This is a genomic window from Pseudomonas putida (assembly GCF_050990305.1).
GTDB classification, from domain to species: domain Bacteria; phylum Pseudomonadota; class Gammaproteobacteria; order Pseudomonadales; family Pseudomonadaceae; genus Aquipseudomonas; species Aquipseudomonas putida_AH.
In genome coordinates this window covers 5,767,056-5,786,732 of the sequence record NZ_CP158817.1, presented here as the reverse complement: position 1 = coordinate 5,786,732, position 19,677 = coordinate 5,767,056, and the positions used below count along the sequence as shown (strand labels likewise).

18 protein-coding genes are annotated in these 19,677 nt (G+C 60.5%); 11 read left to right on the top strand and 7 right to left on the bottom strand.

Annotated elements, in window-relative coordinates:
• Positions 1-90 precede the first annotated feature (90 nt).
• The 3 genes from hemL to ABTV22_RS26295 are packed head-to-tail and all read right to left on the bottom strand — an operon-like array spanning position 91 to position 2,824.
• Positions 91-1,374, bottom strand: coding sequence for a glutamate-1-semialdehyde 2,1-aminomutase (hemL, locus tag ABTV22_RS26305; RefSeq protein WP_433737286.1), 1,284 nt, complete (start codon positions 1,372-1,374; stop codon positions 91-93).
• A 10-nt stretch (positions 1,375-1,384) separates the two neighbouring features.
• Positions 1,385-2,008, bottom strand: a complete 624-nt coding sequence (gene thiE / locus ABTV22_RS26300) for a thiamine phosphate synthase (RefSeq protein WP_433737285.1) — start codon at positions 2,006-2,008, stop codon at positions 1,385-1,387.
• Between the two features lie 18 nt (positions 2,009-2,026).
• Positions 2,027-2,824, bottom strand: a complete 798-nt coding sequence (locus ABTV22_RS26295) for a hydroxymethylpyrimidine/phosphomethylpyrimidine kinase (protein ID WP_433737284.1) — start codon at positions 2,822-2,824, stop codon at positions 2,027-2,029.
• 393 nt (positions 2,825-3,217) lie between these two features.
• Between ABTV22_RS26295 and ABTV22_RS26290 the strand changes: the two genes are divergently transcribed.
• From ABTV22_RS26290 to ABTV22_RS26275, 4 genes are all read left to right on the top strand, one after another.
• Entirely contained in the window at positions 3,218-5,602 is a 2,385-nt protein-coding gene (locus ABTV22_RS26290) for a 7TM diverse intracellular signaling domain-containing protein (RefSeq protein ID WP_433737283.1), read from the top strand.
• A 75-nt stretch (positions 5,603-5,677) separates the two neighbouring features.
• The gene (locus ABTV22_RS26285; protein ID WP_433737282.1) at positions 5,678-7,327 is read left to right on the top strand and encodes an acyl-CoA dehydrogenase family protein; all 1,650 of its coding nucleotides are present in this window, start codon (positions 5,678-5,680) and stop codon (positions 7,325-7,327) included.
• Between the two features lie 171 nt (positions 7,328-7,498).
• Positions 7,499-8,998, top strand: coding sequence for an AMP nucleosidase (gene amn / locus ABTV22_RS26280; protein ID WP_433737281.1), 1,500 nt, complete (start codon positions 7,499-7,501; stop codon positions 8,996-8,998).
• 69 nt (positions 8,999-9,067) lie between these two features.
• The gene (locus tag ABTV22_RS26275) at positions 9,068-9,703 is read left to right on the top strand and encodes a pseudouridine synthase (RefSeq protein WP_433737280.1); all 636 of its coding nucleotides are present in this window, start codon (positions 9,068-9,070) and stop codon (positions 9,701-9,703) included.
• On the opposite strand, the gene ABTV22_RS26270 is transcribed toward ABTV22_RS26275, so the two are convergent.
• Both ABTV22_RS26270 and ABTV22_RS26265 read right to left on the bottom strand, forming a co-directional pair.
• The gene (locus ABTV22_RS26270; RefSeq protein WP_046815823.1) at positions 9,698-9,907 is read right to left on the bottom strand and encodes a DUF2788 domain-containing protein; all 210 of its coding nucleotides are present in this window, start codon (positions 9,905-9,907) and stop codon (positions 9,698-9,700) included. The two genes, ABTV22_RS26275 and ABTV22_RS26270, sit on opposite strands and share 6 nt — an antisense overlap.
• Before the next feature lie 214 nt (positions 9,908-10,121).
• A complete protein-coding gene (locus ABTV22_RS26265) occupies positions 10,122-10,601 on the bottom strand; it encodes an Lrp/AsnC family transcriptional regulator (RefSeq protein ID WP_007937367.1) in 480 nt (159 codons plus the stop codon).
• Positions 10,602-11,155: 554 nt separating this feature from the next.
• Here ABTV22_RS26265 and ABTV22_RS26260 point away from each other — a divergent pair.
• The gene (locus ABTV22_RS26260; RefSeq protein ID WP_433737279.1) at positions 11,156-12,205 is read left to right on the top strand and encodes a DUF6515 family protein; all 1,050 of its coding nucleotides are present in this window, start codon (positions 11,156-11,158) and stop codon (positions 12,203-12,205) included.
• Here ABTV22_RS26260 and ABTV22_RS26255 read toward each other — a convergent pair.
• Positions 12,187-13,095 (bottom strand): cation diffusion facilitator family transporter, encoded by a 909-nt coding sequence (locus tag ABTV22_RS26255; RefSeq protein WP_433737278.1) that lies wholly within the window; start codon positions 13,093-13,095, stop codon positions 12,187-12,189. The genes ABTV22_RS26260 and ABTV22_RS26255 overlap by 19 nt on opposite strands.
• 29 nt (positions 13,096-13,124) lie before the next feature.
• Entirely contained in the window at positions 13,125-13,544 is a 420-nt protein-coding gene (locus ABTV22_RS26250; RefSeq protein ID WP_433737277.1) for a polyribonucleotide nucleotidyltransferase, read from the bottom strand.
• Between the two features lie 110 nt (positions 13,545-13,654).
• On the opposite strand from ABTV22_RS26250, the gene hrpB reads away from it, so the two are divergent.
• From hrpB to ABTV22_RS26220, 6 genes are all read left to right on the top strand, one after another.
• Positions 13,655-16,171, top strand: a complete 2,517-nt coding sequence (gene hrpB / locus ABTV22_RS26245; RefSeq protein ID WP_433737276.1) for an ATP-dependent helicase HrpB — start codon at positions 13,655-13,657, stop codon at positions 16,169-16,171.
• A 466-nt stretch (positions 16,172-16,637) separates the two neighbouring features.
• Positions 16,638-16,946, top strand: a complete 309-nt coding sequence (locus ABTV22_RS26240) for a DUF6124 family protein (protein WP_433737275.1) — start codon at positions 16,638-16,640, stop codon at positions 16,944-16,946.
• Positions 16,947-17,250: 304 nt separating this feature from the next.
• Entirely contained in the window at positions 17,251-17,751 is a 501-nt protein-coding gene (locus ABTV22_RS26235) for a hypothetical protein (RefSeq protein WP_433737274.1), read from the top strand.
• Positions 17,744-17,890 (top strand): hypothetical protein, encoded by a 147-nt coding sequence (locus ABTV22_RS26230; RefSeq protein WP_433737273.1) that lies wholly within the window; start codon positions 17,744-17,746, stop codon positions 17,888-17,890. Before ABTV22_RS26235 ends, ABTV22_RS26230 begins: the two co-directional genes overlap by 8 nt.
• Before the next feature lie 24 nt (positions 17,891-17,914).
• The gene (locus ABTV22_RS26225) at positions 17,915-19,153 is read left to right on the top strand and encodes a PAAR domain-containing protein (protein ID WP_433737272.1); all 1,239 of its coding nucleotides are present in this window, start codon (positions 17,915-17,917) and stop codon (positions 19,151-19,153) included.
• Entirely contained in the window at positions 19,150-19,539 is a 390-nt protein-coding gene (locus tag ABTV22_RS26220) for a hypothetical protein (RefSeq protein WP_433737271.1), read from the top strand. The genes ABTV22_RS26225 and ABTV22_RS26220 overlap by 4 nt, the downstream gene beginning before the upstream one ends.
• Positions 19,540-19,677 lie beyond the last annotated feature (138 nt).

Sequence of the window (19,677 nt, the reverse complement as noted above, 5' to 3'; positions counted from 1 at the left end):
GCGGGGGGAATATTGGCAGATGAGTAGGAAAAAGCGCAGGCGTGTAGGTGAAAGCTGACGTTGGCGATGGCCAACGTCAGCGCTACTGCGTTACTTCAATGCAGCGAATGCGCGTTCGGCGGCATCCAGCGTCAGTTTCAGCTCGGCTTCGCCGTGGGCGATCGAGGTGAAGCCGGCTTCGAAAGCACTCGGTGCCAGGTACACGCCGCCTTCCAGCATCAGGTGGAAGAAGCGGCCGAACAAGGCCGCGTCGCTGGCCATGACGTCTTCGAAGGTCACGATGTCATCGGCACCGCTGAAGTACAGGCCGAACATGCCGCCGGCCTGGGTGGTCACGAACGGAATACCCGCCGCGTCGGCGCGCTCTTGCAGGCCATCGAGCAGGCGTGTGGTGTAGTCGGTCAGTTCGGCGTGGAAGCCAGGGCGGCTTATCAGGCGCAGGGTGGTCAGGCCGGCCGCCATTGCCAGCGGGTTACCCGACAAGGTGCCTGCCTGGTAAACCGGGCCGAGCGGGGCGATGCGCGACATGATTTCGCGTTTGCCACCGAAGCAACCCACCGGCATGCCGCCGCCGATGATCTTGCCGAACGTGGTCAGGTCCGGCGTTACGCCGTAGTAAGCCTGGGCGCCACCGAGGGCGACACGGAAACCGGTCATCACTTCGTCGAAGATCAATACCACGCCGTGCTTGTCGCAAAGAGTGCGCAGGCCTTCGAGGAAACCTGGGGCTGGCGGCACGCAGTTCATGTTGCCGGCCACGGGCTCGACGATGATGCACGCCACGTCCTGGCCGACTTCGGCGAGCATGCTTTCAACCGCGTCGATGTCGTTGAACGGCAGGGTCAGGGTATGTTTGGCGAAGGCTGCCGGTACGCCGGCCGAGCTTGGTACGCCTTGGGTCAGGGCACCGGAGCCGGCCTTGACCAGCAGGCTGTCGGAGTGGCCGTGGTAGCAGCCCTCAAATTTGATGATGCTGTCGCGGCCGGTGAAACCACGGGCCAGACGGATTGCACTCATGGTCGCTTCGGTACCAGAGCTGACCATGCGCACCATTTCCATCGACGGCACCAGCGAGCAGACCAGGTCGGCCATCTGGGTTTCCATCTCGGTCGGCGCACCGTAGGACAGGCCGTGTTCCAATTGTTTGCGCACCGCGTCCAGTACGTCCGGGTGGCTATGACCGAGAATCATCGGCCCCCAGGAGCCGACGTAATCCACATAACGCTTGTTGTCTTCGTCGGTAACGTAGGCGCCTTCGGCGTGCTTAAAGAACAATGGCGTGCCGCCAACGCTTTTGAACGCGCGTACCGGCGAGTTCACGCCACCGGGAATGTGTTTCTGGGCGTTGGCAAACAGGGTTTCGGAACGAGACATGATCGGGCTCTCAGATATTTAGTAATTCGTTGAATGCGCGGGCGCGGCGGGTGACTTCAGCCGTGGTCTCGGCGCCAAACAGGCCATGCACCACGGCCAGCAGGTCGACCCCATGGGCCACCAAAGGGGCGGCGTTGTCGAGGGTGATGCCACCAATCGCGCAGATCGGCAGGTGCAGTTGCTGGCGGGCCTTGTCGAGCAGGTCGAGGCTGCAGGTCGGGGCACCCGGCTTGGTGTTGGAGTTGAAGAAGCGACCGAAGGCGACATAGCTGGCGCCTTCTTTGGCGGCTTGCTCGGCGAGTTCAAGTTGCGCATGGCAAGTCGAACCGATGATGGCCTTGGGGCCGAGCAAGGCGCGGGCCGGCGTGAGCGGACCGTCGGTCTGCCCCAGGTGCACGCCGACATTCAGGCGGGCGGCCAGTTCGGCGTCGTCATTGATGATCAACCGGGTCTTGTAGCGTTCGCACAAGTCGCGCAAAGCCTCGGCCTCACGCAGGCGGCGGGCCTCATCGCTGCTCTTGTCGCGGTATTGCAACAGGGCGACGCCGCCTTCCAGCGCGGCCTCGACATACGACAGGAATTTGCCGGCCAGCAACTGGCTGTCGGTAATGGCGTACAGGCCACGTAGTTTCATCGGGCAGGCCTCTTGGCGTTACGAACAGAAATCCAGTGGCAGGCGGCGCGGCACGAACTGGCCTTTGCCCAGCTGTTCGGCATCGCGCAGGGTGCGCCACGTGTAGTCAAGCGCAGTCTTTACGGCACTGGCGAGGTTTTCACCCTGGGCCAGACGACCGGCAAGGGCGCTCGCCAGGGTGCAACCGGAACCGTGGTAACTGCCGGGCAGGCGTTGGCAGGTGTAGGTCTCACGCAAGCCATCGCGGCTGTAGAGGCGGTTATGGATTTCGGTCTCGTCGCCATGGCCGCCGGTGATCAGCAGGTGCTTAACGAAGGGCAGTAGTTTTTCGGCGCACTCGTCCGCGGTGCCTTCGGGCAGTTCGGCGAGGATTCGGGCTTCGGGAAGGTTGGGGGTGGCAATGATCGACAGGGGCAGCAGGCGTTCGCGCATGGCGTAGCCGACTTCATCCTTGCCCAGTCGCCCGCCGCCACCGGCGCGCAGCACCGGGTCGCAGACCACTGGCAAATGCGGGTGCGCCGAAAGCAGTTCGACGACGGTGTCGACCATTTCCAGAGAACCAAGCATGCCCAGTTTGACCGCTGCGACTTCGGAATCGTTGAGCACGGCATTGGCCTGGGCCAACACCCACTCACGGTCGAGGACGCGGAAGTCAGTGACATTGACGGTGTCTTGCACGGTCAGGGCGGTGACGGCCGGAGCCGCATGGCAACCCTGAGCGAGCAGGGCTTCGATATCTGCCTGCAAGCCGGCGCCACCACTTGGGTCGTGGCCGGAGAGACAGAGGACAACGGGGCGAGAGCTGTAGATATTCATGGTGCGCGAGCTTACCACCAAACATCTTTTTTCGGGGCGTATGCACATCGGCATGAGACGTAGAAAAATCAAAAGATCGCAGGCTTCGCCAGCTCCTACACGGGGATCGGATCGACGCAAATATGTAGGAGCTGCCGAAGGCTGCGATCTTTTCTATGGCCGCGAAAAAGGCAGGCATTGTCACAATCCGTCAAGCGAACAGCTCTATCTCAATAATCGCCGCTAAAACGCCCGTGCTAGAGCCTTTGTAGGAAAAATTTCTGTAGTGCTCAATGGCCATCAACGGCTATGCTAGAGTGGATCCAAACTAATAACAGGTATCACCGGTTTTACGTCTACTCAAAGGGAATGGGGGCTTCCTGACAGGACCGGACAGGCCACGCTGGGGCATAAATGCGCTATTTGTTGATGTTGCTGCTGTGTTTGCCCCTCTTGGCGAGCGCCGTCGAATTCGATGAGTTCACTCAGAGCCTCCCCCTGGGCCGAACCCTGCAAGTGTTTGAAGACGTCGCGGGTCAGGCGACGATTGCGGATGTGCGGGCGCAAGCCGCGTCCGGTAACTTCAAATCCCATGATAAAGACACCCTCAACGCCGGCTATTCGCGCTCGGTGTTCTGGCTGAAGATCGACCTGGACTATCGCCCGACCAACCCTGCCGCGCAGCGTACGTGGCTGCTGGAACTGGCTTATCCGCCCCTCGATCACCTTGACCTGTACGCCCCCGATGCCTCCGGGAACTATCAATTGGTGCGCCAGACCGGCGATGCCTTGCCGTTCGCCAGCCGTGAGATCCGCCAGAACAATTATCTGTTCAATGTGAGCTTCGCCCCGGACCAATCGCAAACCCTGTATCTGCGCCTGCAAAGCCAGGGCTCGATCCAGGCGCCGGTCACGCTCTGGTCGAGCACGGCGTACCTCGAAGCGCAGCCAGTCAGGCTTTACGTGCTGGGGCTGATCTATGGCGTGTTATTGGGGATGCTGGTTTACAACCTGTTCATCTACCTCAGTGTGCGTGATACCAGTTACCTGTATTACATCTTCTACATCGCCTCGTTCGGCTTGTATCAGCTGTCGGTGAACGGCGCGGCCGTGCAGTACTTCTGGCCGGACAATCCCTGGTGGGCCAATGCGGCGACACCGTTTTTCATTGGCAGTGCCGGGCTGTTCGGCAGCCAGTTCGCCCGCAGTTTCCTGCAGACGGCCTCCTACAGTCGCTGGCTGGATCGCCTGCTGCTGGCGCTGGTGGTGTTCAGTGCATTGGTGGTGGGGTTGTCGTTGATGACCAGCTATGCCCTGGCCTTGCGCCTGGCGACGGCGCTGGCGCTGATCTTCACCGTGGTGATTTTTGCCGCGGGGATTTTCGCCTGGCTGCGCGGGCTGCGGGTTGCGCGCTATTTCATCATTGCCTGGTCGGCGTTTTTGCTGGGCGGGATCGTCAACACCCTGATGGTGCTCGGTTATCTGCCGAACGTATTCCTGACCATGTATTCGAGCCAGATCGGCTCGGCCATCGAAGTGGCTCTGCTGTCCCTGGCCCTGGCCGATCGGATCAATGCCATGCGTGAACAGCAGGCACAAACCCTGCTCGACGCCGGGCAGAAGCTGGAAGTCCTCAACCAGCAACTGGCGCGCAGTAACCAGCTCAAGGACGAATTCCTCGCGACCCTGACCCATGAGTTGCGCACGCCGATGAACGGCGTGATCGGTTCGCTGGAACTGATGCAAACCGTCGATATGGACCCGGAGCTGGAGCAGTATCAGCAAACGGCCGCAGGATCGGCACGGGACATGATGCGCATGGTCAACGGCATCCTCACATTGACCGAGCTGCAGGCCGGCAAGCTCAAGGCGTCCCCGTCGACCTTCAGTCTGCGTGGCGTGGTCGAAGCATTGCGAGCACAGTTCGACGGCAACGCCTTGAGCAAGTCGCTTGATTTCAAGGTCGACGTGGCGCCCAACGTGCCGGATCGCTTGCACGGTGACAGCGCCAAGCTGGCGCAATGTCTGGAATGTTTGCTGGACAACGCCATCAAGTTCACCAAAGTAGGTGGCCTGGCGCTGCGGGTGAGCGGGAAAACGGTCACGCCGGATCGAATGGCGCTGTCCTTCGCGGTGATCGACACGGGTATTGGCTTCACCGATCTGGGTGAGGCAACAATGTATCAGCGATTTTTCCAGCTCGATGGCTCCATGACTCGCGAGCACGGCGGTCTCGGGGTCGGGCTGGCGATCTGCCGGCAACTGGTGGAATTGCTCGGTGGTTGTCTGACCCATCGTTCCGAACCCGGGCGTGGTAGTCGTTTCCAGCTCGATGTCGAATTTGAAGTCCCGGCGGTCGAGTCTGCGTCGATGCCCTTCATGAGCCGGGATTTCCCGCGTCTGCGACTGCCGCAGGACTGCACCGTATTGCTGGCGGATGACAACGGCATCAATCAATTGGTGATGCGTGGCATGTTGCTCAAGCTCGGGTTCCGGGTGCGAACCGCTGACAGCGGTAGCGCCGCGCTCGATGTCCTGCAGCGTGAAACCTTCGATGCCGTGCTGCTCGATTGTCAGTTGCCAGCGATGGATGGCGTGTCGGTCTGCTGCCAGATTCGTGCCTTGCCGGGCTGCGCAGACCTGCCGCTGTTCATGATTGCCCAAGGGGCCGATCGAGAGCGCTGCCCGACCGGCGCGCTGATCGATCACCTGAGTAAACCGGTGAAATTCGAAGACTTGCAGGCAGCGCTCTATCGTCGAGTGCTCTGCCCGAAACAGGGCGAAAGCGCCGGCAGTTAGGCGGATATGACACTTTGTTTCGGCCGGGGGGCAGTGCTTAACTGAAACCCCTTGGCTGACCAAAGGAGCCCCGTCATGAACCTGCATCAGTTCGCCGAAACCCACGAAGTCACCAACCAGCCGCCGTCACTGGACGGTGCCAACCTGTATCGCATCGATCTGCCTTTGCAGGAATGGTCGCGGCGTTTCGGGGCCGGTTGGGCAGCCTCGCGAATCGAGGCTTATGGCGCGTTGGCTGGCGGGCCGCTGATGGAAGCGGGCTTCCTCGCCAATCAGAACAAACCGGTGTTCAACAGTCACGACCGCTATGGTCATCGCATTGATCTGGTGGAGTTTCATCCGGCCTATCACGAGCTGATGCGCACAGCGATAGAGCATGGTTTGACCTCGCTGCCCTGGGCGCATCCACAAGAGGGTGCCCACGTCGCCCGGGCCTCCATGACCTATCTGCACAGTCAGGCCGAGGCGGGCAGCGGCTGTCCCCTGACCATGACCTTCGCCAGTGTCCCGGCGCTGCGGCTGCAATCGAATCTGGCGGACAAATGGCTGCCGAAGATCCTCGCCACCGAATACGACCCGCGCAATGTCGGCATGGCCCACAAGGCCGGTGTCACCATTGGCATGGCGATGACCGAAAAACAGGGCGGTACCGATGTGCGGGCGAACACCACCAAGGCTTATCCAGTGGGCGCCAGTGGCCCAGGTCAACCCTACGAACTGGTGGGCCACAAGTGGTTCTGTTCGGCGCCGATGTGCGATGCCTTTCTGACGCTGGCGCAGACGGATAAAGGCCTGACCTGCTTCCTGCTGCCGCGCCATCGCCCGGACGACACGCGCAACCAGTTCTATATCCAGCGCCTGAAGAACAAACTGGGCAACTGCTCCAATGCTTCCAGCGAAGTGGAATTCCGCGGTGCCCTGGCCTGGATGGTCGGCGAGGAGGGGCGAGGCGTTCCGACCATCATTGAAATGGTGGCCATGACCCGTTTCGATTGCATGGTCGGCTCCAGCGCCTTGATGCGCCAGGCATTGACCCAGGCCAGCCATCACTGCGCACACCGTTCGGTCGGCGGCAAACTGCTCAGCGAGCAGCCATTGATGCAGAACGTATTGGCCGACCTGGCATTGGAAAGCGAAGCGGCACTGGCCTTGAGCCTGCGCATGGGCCGGGCGCTGGACCATCTGGATGATTCGCAGGAGGCGAAATTTGCCCGGCTGGTGACGGCGGTGGGCAAGTACTGGATCTGCAAACGGGCGCCAGCGATGATCAACGAGGCCGCCGAGTGCATGGGCGGTGCGGGATATGTCGAAGACAGCATCCTGCCGAGGCTGTACCGCGAGGCACCGGTGAACTCGACATGGGAAGGTTCCGGCAACGTGCAATGCCTGGATGTGCTGCGGGCCCTGTCGAAAGAACCGGGTGTGCTGGACGCCTTGTTCAACGAAATGGGCGACGGTCATGGTGACAAGCGACTGGCCGCGCATATCAGCCAATTGCAGGCGGCGTTCAAGGACACCAGCGACATTCAGTACCGCGCGCGGCAATTGACCGAAGACATTGCCCTGGGGCTTCAGGCCAAGTTGTTGTTGGAGGCGGGGAATGCGGCGGTGAGTGATGCATTTATTGCCAGTCGTCTGGATGGAGGCGGTCGGGTTTATGGAGCGCTGCCCCGTGGGCTGGATGTGGAAGCGATCGTCGCCCGGTCGACCCCGCAAGGCTTCTGATCGACCCCTTTCCCTGTAGGAGCGAGCCTGCTCGCGAAAGCGGTCTGTCAGCCACATCGATATTGGATGTGCGATCGCATTCGCGAGCAGGCTCGCTCCCACAGTTGATCGGTGGTGAGCACGGTATTTGTATAGTGGCCACTGTTCCCGTGAAGCGACGATGCAGGCAAGATGAAGCTCTGCAAGTCAGAACACAGGATGCTGATCGTGACCGAAGCTTTTATTGTCGTTCAAACCGCCGAGCAAGCCGTGGATCAGCTTGCGTATTTGCACCATCGTGCAACCGATGCGCTGAGCCAGGCGCTCAAGCGTTACCTCAAGGATCGTATTGAGCCGGACGCTGAGCAGCGGGCGATGTTTCGCTACCCCGAGCTGCGCCTGACCTACCACTGCCAGGGCGAAGTCCCGCAAACCACCCGCGCTTACGCCAAGGTCCAGTTGCCGGGCACCTACCGGGTCACCGTCACTCATCCCACCGCTTTCCGTAAGTACCTGCTGGAACAACTCGTCCCGCTGATGCACGACTTCACCGTGACCGTGGAAGTCGGTATCAGCGAGCAGAATATCCCGTATCCGTACGTGGTCGAGCAGGGCGATGAACTGGCCGGTTCCGGCGTCACCGCTGCTGTGCTGGCGCGGGTGTTCCCGAGTACCGACCTGTCGGCGGCGTCTGATGGCATTGCCGATGGCCTGTACGATTGGGAAAACACCGATCCGCTGCCCCTGGCCTTGTTCGATGCGGCGCGGGTGGATTTCTCCCTGCGCCGGTTGGTGCATTACACCGGCAGCGACTGGCGCCATGTGCAGCCGTGGATCCTGCTGACCAACTATCACCGCTATGTCGACCAGTTCATCGTCCATGGCCTGGAACGGCTGCGTAGCGATCCACGTTTTGTGCGCATGGTGTTGCCGGGCAATGTGATCATTGAAAAGAGCATGGACCACGGCGAAGCCTCGGCGATTGCCGCCGGTGTGGTCTGGCACCGTTACCAGATGCCGGCCTATCACCTGATCGCCAGCGATGGCCACGGCGTGACCTTGGTGAACATTGGTGTCGGTCCGTCCAACGCCAAGAACATCACCGATCACCTGGCGGTGCTGCGTCCGCATTGCTGGCTGATGATCGGTCACTGTGGCGGCTTGCGTCAGTCGCAGACCATCGGCGACTACGTGCTGGCGCACGCTTACATGCGCCGCGACGGGATTCTCGACCGTGTGGTGCCGCCGAATATTCCGATTCCGGCCTTGGCCGAGGTGCAGTTGGCCTTGCAGCAAGCGGCGGCGAACATCACCGGCGAGAAGGGCGACGAGCTGAAGAAGCGCCTGCGCACCGGCACCGTGTTGACCTACGACGACCGCAACTGGGAATTGCGCTGGGCTCAGGAGCGTCCGCTGATCAACCTGTCCCGCGCCGTGGCGGTGGACATGGAAAGCGGCACCATCGCGGCCCAGGGGTATCGCTTGCGGGTGCCTTACGGCACGTTGCTCTGTGTTTCGGACAAACCGCTGCACAGCGAAATCAAGCTGCCGGGTTCGGCCAACGCCTTCTATGAACGCGCGGTCAGCCAGCATTTGAAAATCGGCCTTGAAGCGGTGGATCTGCTGCGAACCGAGCTCAACTCGCTGCATTCGCGCAAACTGCGCAGCTTCGACGAGCCGCCGTTCCGCTGATTTGCCAATGGTCATTTATCGGTCGGGCTACTAGCATTAGCAGCCCTGACCGTTAGATGCCCCTTTCCCATGTCCCGTCCCCAACGTCCCGTTTCCCGTCGTCCTGGCGTGAAACCCTCTCCTTCCGCATCGCGCCGTGTTGCCAAAACGCCGCCAGCCGAGCCGAAGCTGATCCTGTTCAACAAACCGTTCGATGTGCTGACGCAATTCAGCGATGGCGAAGGGCGGGCGACGCTCAAAGACTTTATCGATGTTCCCGGGATTTACCCGGCAGGGCGACTGGACCGTGACAGCGAAGGCTTGCTGCTGTTGACCAACGACGGCCAGCTTCAAGCGCGCATTGCCGACCCCAAGCACAAGTTGGCAAAGACCTATTGGGTGCAGGTCGAGGGCGAACCGAACGCCGAGCAGTTGCAGCGCTTGCGTGATGGCGTGGAGTTGAATGACGGCATGACCTTGCCCGCCGAGGCGCGGCAGCTGGATGAGCCCGAGCTATGGCCGCGCAATCCGCCGGTACGGTTTCGCAAAAGTGTGCCAACGAGCTGGCTGGAGCTGGTGATTCGCGAAGGGCGCAACCGGCAGGTACGGCGCATGACAGCGGCAGTCGGCTTGCCGACGTTACGGCTGGTGCGGGTCAGGATCGGCGACTGGACGATCGAAGGGCTCGATCAGGGCCAGTGGAAGGAAGTGCCGGCGCGTTTATAGCGTGCCGGTCTCGATCAGGCCGATCACCACGCTTTTGATCACGAATGCCGCGACACCCAGGCCGAGCACGAAGAACAGAATGAAGGAACCAAAGCGGCCAGCCTTGGACTTCTTCGCCAGATCCCAGACGATGAAACCCATGAAAATGATCAGGATGCTGACAAGGCCAGTCATCATCCACTCTTCGAATACTGCAGGATCCATTGGACATCTCCAGCGCGGGCGGGGCTAAAAAGGCGCTGGAGTATAAGGCATTGAGGCGGCGTGCAGTGCGAGCCTGCGGCGGTGTGTCGCAGCTATTCGTCGCTTGTACCGGACTCTTCGCGGGCAAGCCTCGCTCCTACAGGTTCCGCGTCGAGGCCAAATCCTGCGAACGACGCTGAACCCGTAGGAGCGAGGCTTGCCCGCGAAGGCGTCCTCAACTACGCAGATGAGTCAGAGGCAGTTCGGTACTGTTCAACACCTGGTTCAACACAAAACTCGACCGCACACTGGTCACCCCTTCAATCCGCGTCAGGTGACCGAGCAGCAGTTTCTGGTAATGGTCCATGTCCGGCACCACCACCTTGAGTTGATAGTCGGCATCCATCCCGGTCACCAGGCTGCATTCCAGCACCTGCGGCAAGGTGCGAATGGCGGCTTCGAAGTTCTCGAAGCGCTCCGGGGTATGCCGATCCATGCCGATCAGTACATAGGCCGTCAGGCTCAGGCCGAGCATCTTGCGGTCGAGCAGGGCGACCTGGCGGGAGATGTAGCCGTCGTCTTCCAGCTGCTTGACCCGACGTGAGCAGGGGGAGGGCGACAGGCCGATGCGTTCGGCCAGCTCCTGATTGGAGATGCGGGCGTCGCGCTGCAATTCAGCCAAAATGCTCAGGTCGTATCGGTCGAGTTTGCTCATCAAACGGCTCCTTGTTGTAACTATTGCGACAGATTATCTATCCAGGGTTAAAAATTGCGCAAGTAATGTTTATTTGAGCAATCTTCGCAATCCTCTGCCGGCACTCCAGGCCTATTCTTATCACCAGAATCACTGCTCGGACAAACAGTCCAGTGCGGCTCGCCCAATCAGGCCAGCTGCGGTCGCCACCCCCACAGGGGATGTGCCGGCCCCCGAGCTACACACTGTCCAGAAGACGGCGTGAGGTGAGCCGACGTCAAAAGCGTCGAGCACGGACGAAGTTCTCTAAGGGGAGGCCGACGGGTCTCCCCTTTTTCTTGCGCGCGATTTGGCGCCTGCCCTCAATAAATAAGTTGCGCGACTGATAACCTGTTGCAGAACCGGCCCGAGCATTTCCAGTCTTAAATACAAACGCGGTTCGCTTCATTGTAGGAGCGAGCCCGCTCGCGATGGTCGTAAACGATAACGCGTGGTTCCTGAATAAACGCGTCGCGCTTCAGTCCATCGCGAGCAGGCTCGCACCTACAGAATCCATACCCTCAGCGAGGAACAGCATGAAGTCGCGCATCTGGCGTTTGGCCGGTGTTGGTTTGTTATGTATCAGTGTCACTGCACCAACGCTTGCAGATGAGCCGCAGAACCGTGGCCCCGATGGCGGACAGCACGGCGACGGTGGTCATCAGGGCAACAATCAAGGCCGTGGCGACAACAACCAGCCGCGCCAGCCGAACAACGACATCATTCGCGGGGACAACAGCCGACAGTTCGAGCGCGACGGTCATCAAAACAACGGTCAGAATCAAAACAACGGCCAATGGCAGAACAACGGCCAATGGCAGAACCGTCAGCAACCCAACTTCAACAACCCGATTCGCTCACCACCGCCTCCACCGCAATTGCCGGCCAATGACCTGCCGATCCAGCCGCGCCCCGACACTGTGCGCCAGACCCAGCAGCCGAGGCCCGGTTACTATCGGGACGAGCAGCCGCAGCGCAATTACCCCAACCAGCAGTGGGGTGGCTATATCGGCGCGCCGTCCAATGACAACCATTGGCAAGGTCGCCCTAATGGGCATGGCAATGGCTGGGGCTCCGGTCCGCGGTATCAGCCGGGGTATGTGATCGATCGTTTCCCGGATCGCGACTATCGCGTGCCCTATGGCGGTCGTGATTATTTCTACTCCGGTGGCTACTGGTATCGTCCGCAGGGCCAGCGTTATGTGGTGGTGCAGCCGCCACGCGGGATCCGCATCCAGTACTTGCCCGATTACGCCCGTGAAGTCGTGATCGGCGGTTCGGTGTTGTTCCTGGCGGCGGGCTCGTATTACGCCTATCAAGAAAATACTCAGGACTACATGGTGGTCGAACCGCCCGGTCAGCCGCTGACGAGCGCCAATGGTATCGACGTGGAGGCTTATCCCGCCAACGGCCAGACACCGGAACAGGTCAATCAGGACGGTTATGACTGCTATCGCTATGCGGTCGAGCAGAGTGGTTTCGACCCGCGAGTGGACACCTATCAACCGGACCCACAGGTCGTGCAAACCTACCGTCAGGCTCAGGGCAACTGTCTGAGCTCTCGCGGCTATCGCGTAACGTTCTGAGCCCTGGCGGCGTTCACCACTTCCTGCGGGTCGGCGTGCACCAGTACCTCGGCCCGCGGGTAGACGGCGTGAATCGCATCGGCGGCTTGATCGCTGATGCCATGGGCGACTGACAAGGTCAGCTCGCCGGGCAGTTCCAGGTGCAGTTGCACGAACCACTGGTTGCCGGAAATCCGCGTGCGCAGATCATGCGCGCCTAAAACACCCGGCACGCTGCAAGCGAGTTCGAGCATGTGCTGGCTGACATCCGGTGGCAATTCTTCATCCATCAACACCGCAAAACTTTCCCGGGCGATGGTGATTGCACTCCAGAGAATGTACGCAGCAATCCCCAGGCCGAACCACGCATCCACCTGATGCCAGCCAAACCCGGCCAGCACCAGCGCCACCAGAATGCTGCCGTTGAGCAGCATGTCCGAACGGTAATGCAGGGAGTCGGCGCGCACCGCGTTGGAACCGGTGGCCTTGACCACGCGATGTTGAATCATCAGCAGCGCCAGGGTCAGCCCCAGCGAGAACACAATCACCGCAATGCTGATCCATGGCGCGCCCACCGGTTCCGGGTGCTTGATCCGCTCGAACGCCTGCAACGCAATCAGCACCGCACTGCCGCCAATGAACAGCGCCTGGGCCATCCCGGCCAGCGACTCGGCCTTGCCATGCCCGTAACGGTGGTCGTCATCGGCCGGACGCAAGGCGTAATGCACTGCCAGCAGGTTGAGCAGTGACGTCACGCCGTCAAGGGCCGAGTCGGTGAGCCCGGCGAGCATGCTCACCGATCCGCTCAGCCACCAGGCGATGGCCTTGGCGATGACCAGTGTGCACGCCACCGCCACCGAGGCACGGGTCGCCAGCCGCAGCAGGCGGGCGTGTTCGGAGCTGGAGATCATGAGTGCGATTATTCCTTCAGGTGCACCGATTACGCGGCAGGTTGCAGGCCGAGCATGGCCAATTGCTGGGTGCTGCCCTTGTGCTGGATCAGGCGTGGATCGTCCAGCGGAAAGTGGCGACCCGTTTCGCGCTCCAGAATAGTCTGCAACTTGAGGTTATCGACCTTGCCGTCGGCACCGATGGCTTCCTTGAGTTTTTCCGGGGCCACCTGTGCGGTCTCGCCGGGTGCGAAGTAAATCGCGCCGGTGGCGAAATCCACGGCAAACGCGATCAGGCCCGGAATGATGTAGAACAGCAGGCCCACGGCATCGAGCACGGCGATGGCCGGGTCGATCTTGCCGTCGATCTGGCCACGGCGATCCGGGTAGAAGATCGAACCGCATGCGGTGATCTGGGTTAGCAGGGTCGCGATCAATACACCGCCGATCAGGCGAAAGGGAGCACGCATATGAAATCTCCTTGGGTCATCTCAAAACGAAGCGTCGTCGATACGAATTAAGACCGCAACGAACACCACGCAGTTCGCCGTTATACTCGGCCCTCTGTTTTGGAGCCAGCATGATTTCTCTGCCGATTGATGAAGTTTTACCCGCCCTGCGTGAAGCCCTCGCGACACGCCACGAAGCCGTGCTCGAAGCGCCGCCCGGCGCCGGTAAAACCACCCGCGTGCCCCTGGCTTTGCTCAATGAACCATGGCTGGCGGGGCAGACCATCCTCATGCTCGAACCGCGCCGCCTGGCAGCGCGGGCGGCGGCGGAGCGTCTGGCCAGCGAGTTGGGCGAGAAGGTCGGCGAAACCGTAGGCTATCGCATTCGCCTGGACAGCAAGGTCGGTCCCAACACCCGTATTGAAGTGGTCACTGAGGGCATTCTCACCCGGCGTTTGCAGGATGACCCGGCGCTGGAAGGCGTGGGCCTGCTGATCTTCGATGAATTCCATGAGCGCAGTCTAGACGCTGACCTGGCATTGGCCTTGAGCCTCAATGGCCGGGAACTGTTCCGTGACGATCAACCGCTGAAAATTCTGCTGATGTCGGCCACCCTGGAAGGCGAACGCCTGGCCGGCTTGCTCGATGATGCGCCGATCCTGCGCAGCGAAGGCCGCATGTACCCGGTGGCGATGCGCTGGGGAAGGCCGTTCCAGGCCGGTGAATTCATCGAGCCGCGATTGGTGCAGACGATTCTTGATGCCTTGAATGACGAATCCGGCAGCGTGCTGGTATTCCTGCCGGGACAGGCGGAAATCCGTCGTGTCCATCAACAGCTGGCCGATGCGTTGGGCGATAACCCGCAGGTTTTGCTCTGCCCGCTGCACGGTGAACTGGACCTGGCCGCGCAACGGGCGGCGATCGATCCGGCGCCAGAGGGCAAGCGCAAAGTGGTGCTGGCCACCAACATCGCCGAGACCAGCCTGACTATCAATGGCGTGCGAGTGGTGGTCGATGCCGGACTGGCGCGGGTGCCGCGCTTCGATCCCGGCAGCGGTATGACCCGTCTCGATACACAGCGGATTTCCAAGGCCAGCGCCACCCAGCGCGCCGGCCGGGCTGGGCGTCTGGAGCCGGGCGTGTGTTATCGCTTGTGGTCGCAGGATCAGCACGAGCAATTGGCGGCTTATGGCAGTGCGGAAATTCTGTCTGCGGATCTCGCCGGGTTGGCCTTGCAACTCGGCCGTTGGGGCGTGTCGCCGGGGCAACTGGTCTGGCTCGATGTGCCACCAACCGCTGCTTATGCACAGGCGCAGGATTTGCTTGAGCGTTTGGGCGCATTAGAGGGCGAGACACTGACCCGCCACGGTCAGGCCATGGCCGAACTGCCGGCGCATCCGCGTATCGCCCATTTGCTGTTGCGTGGCCAAGCGCTGGGGCTGGCGGACATGGCGTGCGATGTCGCGGCGCTGCTCGGCGAGCGCGATATTTTGCGCGGTGCCGGCGCTGACCTGCACAGTCGACTGGTGCTGTTGTCCGGCGAAGTGCGGGCCGCTCGCGGTGCCCTGGGCGGGGTGCAACGGGCTCGGCAACTGGCACGACAGTATCGTGGTTATCTGCGCGGCAAGGCGTCAGAGCCGGTCAGCGATCCCGATCATCCGCGCTGGCTCGGCGCGCTGCTGGCACTGGCCTATCCGGATCGTGTCGCCCAACAGCGCCGCGCCGGTGGTGCCGAGTATCGCCTGGCCAATGGCCGTGCGGCGTTGTTCGCCGAGGCCGACAGCCTGATGAAACAACCGTGGCTGGTGATTGCTGATCTGGGCAGTCGTCAGGGCCAACGTGAAGAGCGGATTTACCTGGCGGCGGATTTCGATCCGGCACTGTTCGACTCGGTACTGGCCGAACAGGTGCGCTGCGTCGATCAACTGGACTGGGACGAACGCGAAGGCGTGTTGCGTGCCGAACGCCAACGCAAGGTCGGCGAGCTGATCCTCAGCCGCGAACCGCTGACCGGTCTCGACGAAGCCGCCCGCAGTCAGGCGCTGGTCAATCTGGTGCGACGCAAAGGGCTGGAGTTGCTGCCATGGACCCCGGAGCTACGTCAGTGGCAGGCGCGAGTCGCGCTTTTGCGCCAACTGGACCTGGCCGGCAAAAACGAAAGCGAATGGCCGGATGTCAGCGACGCCGCGCTGCTCAAAAGCCTCGAACACTGGCTGATGCCGTACCTGGGCAAAGTCTCGCGGCTCAGTCATTTCGCCAACCTCGACCTGTCGAACATCGTTCACAACCTGCTGCCATGGCCGCTGCCGCAACGGCTCGACGAGCAGGCTCCCCACCATCTGAGCGTGCCCTCGGGCTCATCGATTCGCTTGGATTACAGCGAGCAACCACCGATTCTGGCGGTGCGTTTGCAAGAGCTGTTTGGCCTGTCCGACACCCCACGCATCGCCGGCGGTCGACAAGTGGTCAAACTGCACCTGCTGTCTCCGGCACGGCGGCCGGTGCAGGTGACCCAGGACCTGGCGAACTTCTGGCGCAGTACCTATGCCGAAGTGAAAAAAGACCTGAAGGGCCGCTATCCGAAACACTATTGGCCGGATGACCCACTGATCGCCGAGGCCACTGCCCGCATCAAACCACGCAAATAACCCCAGCCACTGTAGGAGCGAGCACGCTCGCGAAAAACCCAAGGACGCCGCTGGGCACCTGGTTTTACGCGTCATCGTTCACGACCATCGCGAGCGAGCTCGCTCCTACAGACGTCTTTGCAGTGCGTGTTTAAACGTCCACAGAATTACTTCCTGAAAGCCACAAATTCTTGCGCCGTTGCCTACCGCTACGCCAGAATCCGCCGGCTTGTACGCCCTGGGGTCGCTCGGTAATTTAATTCGCGTCACTGCTCATCAGTGATCGGGTTTAGTAGCTCGGTGGTTTTAATCCAAGACGTACAACGCTTCTGTCAGTCAGGCTTCGCGCCTGCATTCTGATGGTAGCTGTGCGTAGGGCGCCCTCGGGCGCGCCGGTTTCTTGGATTCCCCGGTCTACTAACCTGCGTACAGCTGCCACCCATTCTTTAGTAGGGATGGGTGATAGCCTCATTCAGGAATCCAAAACATGTTCAAAGTCACACCCAATCCGCCGGATACCGATCCCAGCTCCGCATTCGAATCCCCTTCAACCGCCGACATCAAAGCCACTCTGCGCGCACCCAGCACGCTGTTCTCCGTTAACCCCGAAACCAGAACTGAAGACCTGATGGTGTACCTGGTCGAAACCCTGGCCTCGGTCGACGTGATGGTGCATCAGTTGGTGGATCATCTGGACGGTGGCGATCGCCATGCGCTGCTGGGGATTTCCAACAGCGTGATGCTGGCGGAGATCACGGCCAACCGGGTGCTGGATCAGATTGATCCGCCGGAATAGGAGAATGGGGGCATCCACTGGCCGTGACATGAAGTTGGCTAGGGAATGTCCCCTTTGCATCCTTGAGTTCCGCAGGAAAGGATGCGCGTTTTCGAAGGGGTCGACCGCTCTATCGGATTGTTGTGTAGGAATAGGTTTCGTTCTTTTGCGGAAATTTCCTAATCGCTCCTGATGGCCCGGCCAGTGGGATTGTTAGAGGTCAGCGTTCCGCCGTCTTATTTGTCGTCGCCTAACGTTCGCTCCGCTCAGTTCAGTCGCAGAGGGAGGGAAGGCACTCCAATCGATGACAATAAGGACGTTGCAAATGAATGCACCTGTGCACCCCACCTATACCAACGAAATAACCCCGCAGGCTCTGAGCCGTCTGGATGTTTCGCCCTTCACCGAGGCGCAACTTGCAGAGTTTGGCGAGCAGGCGCGGGCGGTCATCCAGCAGCAGCGTGAGTACGTGCAAGCGCATCCACCTCTCGCCATCTATCGATTTGCCACCGAAGGGAGCCAGACCCGCGACGGCGGGGTGATCCAGCAGGCGACCTCGCTGCTGGCGTTCACATTGGATTGTGGCCGGAAAGTGCGTGCGGCACAGAAAGGCGATGCCGTTTTGTATGCCGACGGCAGTACCGCACGGATCGTAACCACTGCCGGACAAGCTAACAGTCATCTGGCACTGGTGGGCAGCCGCCTCAGTAATGGCGACGAAATCATCAATACGTTGCAAGGCATCGGCCTGTTTGTGGCGCGTCAAGGCGTGCCGATGGCAGAGGATTTTCTGCCCCGTATCAAGGGAGTGGAGATCAATGAGTAAGGGATACTTCATTGGCCTGTATGACAAGAACACCTGTGGCGGCAAAGTCCTCGATGGCGATACCCGCCTCATCATGCATGGCCTCGCCCATGCTTACGAGGGGGATCGGGTCACCTGTGGCAAGGACGGCAAGACCTAAAGTTTCGTCGGCGGTATTCCAAACATGACCACTAATGGCAAAGCCAGGGCTGGCACGCTGGATAGCCGTAGCGGTTGTCCCTGCAAAGCCCAACTGATTCCGTCGGTGTTTTCGGCCGGCTATCGCAAAGTAAGCTCCGAGCCTCCAGTGGTCCGACAAGCCGCAGCACCGGTGGAGCCTGTGGTAAGTCGCCACTCGGCGAGGACCGGTCAATCTGGTTTTGCACCTTCGAGCCATTCATCTTCAGCGCCATTTTCCAGCGTTGAACCTCAGGAACCGGGCTTCTTTGTCGCGCCCAAAAGCATGACCCGCGAAGCGCTGGAGGCGACGCTGTTCGCCACGCCCGATGCCGCCGTGATGCGCAAGTTTCGAGCGCTCAATCCTGAGCAAGGCGATATCAAGGCAGGTTCGCTGATCGTCCTGAGCGATCCGAACAACACTTCCTGCACTTATCAGGAAGCTCAATTGATGCAGGCGGCGCAGCAGGTCAAGACAGCCCTTGATCCGTTGACGCCGGACGAGGCTGAGTTCATGCACCGTCACGCGGCTGAAATCGCCAGCTTTACCGGGCAGACCTCGACGTGGCTGGGCGTCAGCGCGACGGTGATGGAAAAGCACCTGGCTAGCCTGCGGGACACCCTGCAAGCGATGGAGCGTTTGCATCAAGACAGCTACCGTCAACACGGCCATTTCAGATCACCGCAGTTCTTCGCCGACCGCCAACGCCTGCTCACGCAACTCGATGCCCACTTACTGAACTCCACCCGCCTGCGCAGCCACACGACCCTGGGCGATCACCCCAAGCTTAAAACCGCCCTGGGCATTTCCAGTCGCAGCCTGGTGCATCGCTGGGACAAGGCCGGTGGGCCGGGGCAGATACCGGGGTATGCGACGCATGTGGATGCCACCAGTCGAGCGGCCAAATACATGAAGTCCGGTGGTTACATTGGGATCGGGCTGGGTGCGGTGTCTTCGTTGCTGGCTATTCAGGAGGTTTGTAATGGTGGATCGCAAGAGGCTTGCGAGAAGATCTGGTTTACCGAGGGTGGGAAGTTTACCGGGGCTACCGTGGGTGGCTCCGGTGGTGCATGGTTCGGCCACCGTATCAGTAAAACAGCCTGCATGGCACTTAAGCGTACGCCCGTTGGCGGGGTTATCTGTGTTCTGATCGCGACAGGGGGTGGTGCATGGACAGGTGCGACTGTCGGGGAGGGCGGTGGTGAGCAAATTGGTGAACTGTTGTACGAAACGACACGGCAATGATGGTTGAGTACTTTGGTTCTCACTGGCTTGCTATTTTGTTCCTGAGCAGCCCATTCGTGTTGATTTGCCTGAGTCTCGGATTCACCTTTTATCTGAGCCGCCGTTATTTAAGGGCGATGATAGAGGCCTTGCCTAACAGTCGATACCTCTACCTCTGGGGGGCGGGTTTGTGGAAATCGGGATGGTTTGGTCGAATCTGGCTAATGAATAGCATCGCAGCGATGGTGGTATGGGCTCCGATACATATTCGTGGCGGTGATATCGACCCTGTCGATATCCAGAACTTTCCTGCGCATCTCAAGCGATTGGTGCTTATCGATACAGCGCTCCTGTATAGCGCGGTGATCTGGATGCTGGTTGTCTACGTACTAAGGAAATATGCGTGATCATTTGAGCAATGTAGTTGAGCACTACAAAACGGGCGCCATCAAGGCGCCCGTTTTGATTTACCCATCCGCCGTACCCAGTTTTTTCCTACCCCAAAACCACAAAAAACCTGCTTTCTCCCTTCCCTGTGCATGAAC

Bases quoted from the DNA above. Each gene is read 5' to 3' on its own strand.
- ABTV22_RS26290 (WP_433737283.1), top strand. From the start codon at position 3,218: ATGCGCTATTTGTTGATGTTGCTGCTGTGTTTGCCCCTCTTGGCGAGC.
- ABTV22_RS26240 (WP_433737275.1), top strand. From the start codon at position 16,638: ATGTTCAAAGTCACACCCAATCCGCCGGATACCGATCCCAGCTCCGCA.
- ABTV22_RS26250 (WP_433737277.1), bottom strand. From the start codon at position 13,544: ATGCGTGCTCCCTTTCGCCTGATCGGCGGTGTATTGATCGCGACCCTG.
- ABTV22_RS26255 (WP_433737278.1), bottom strand. From the start codon at position 13,095: ATGATCTCCAGCTCCGAACACGCCCGCCTGCTGCGGCTGGCGACCCGT.
- ABTV22_RS26295 (WP_433737284.1), bottom strand. From the start codon at position 2,824: ATGAATATCTACAGCTCTCGCCCCGTTGTCCTCTGTCTCTCCGGCCAC.
- ABTV22_RS26230 (WP_433737273.1), top strand. From the start codon at position 17,744: ATGAGTAAGGGATACTTCATTGGCCTGTATGACAAGAACACCTGTGGC.
- thiE (WP_433737285.1), bottom strand. From the start codon at position 2,008: ATGAAACTACGTGGCCTGTACGCCATTACCGACAGCCAGTTGCTGGCC.
- ABTV22_RS26260 (WP_433737279.1), top strand. From the start codon at position 11,156: ATGAAGTCGCGCATCTGGCGTTTGGCCGGTGTTGGTTTGTTATGTATC.
- ABTV22_RS26235 (WP_433737274.1), top strand. From the start codon at position 17,251: ATGAATGCACCTGTGCACCCCACCTATACCAACGAAATAACCCCGCAG.
- ABTV22_RS26285 (WP_433737282.1), top strand. From the start codon at position 5,678: ATGAACCTGCATCAGTTCGCCGAAACCCACGAAGTCACCAACCAGCCG.
- hrpB (WP_433737276.1), top strand. From the start codon at position 13,655: ATGATTTCTCTGCCGATTGATGAAGTTTTACCCGCCCTGCGTGAAGCC.
- ABTV22_RS26225 (WP_433737272.1), top strand. From the start codon at position 17,915: ATGACCACTAATGGCAAAGCCAGGGCTGGCACGCTGGATAGCCGTAGC.
- ABTV22_RS26265 (WP_007937367.1), bottom strand. From the start codon at position 10,601: ATGAGCAAACTCGACCGATACGACCTGAGCATTTTGGCTGAATTGCAG.
- hemL (WP_433737286.1), bottom strand. From the start codon at position 1,374: ATGTCTCGTTCCGAAACCCTGTTTGCCAACGCCCAGAAACACATTCCC.
- ABTV22_RS26270 (WP_046815823.1), bottom strand. From the start codon at position 9,907: ATGGATCCTGCAGTATTCGAAGAGTGGATGATGACTGGCCTTGTCAGC.
- ABTV22_RS26220 (WP_433737271.1), top strand. From the start codon at position 19,150: ATGATGGTTGAGTACTTTGGTTCTCACTGGCTTGCTATTTTGTTCCTG.
- amn (WP_433737281.1), top strand. From the start codon at position 7,499: ATGAAGCTCTGCAAGTCAGAACACAGGATGCTGATCGTGACCGAAGCT.
- ABTV22_RS26275 (WP_433737280.1), top strand. From the start codon at position 9,068: ATGTCCCGTCCCCAACGTCCCGTTTCCCGTCGTCCTGGCGTGAAACCC.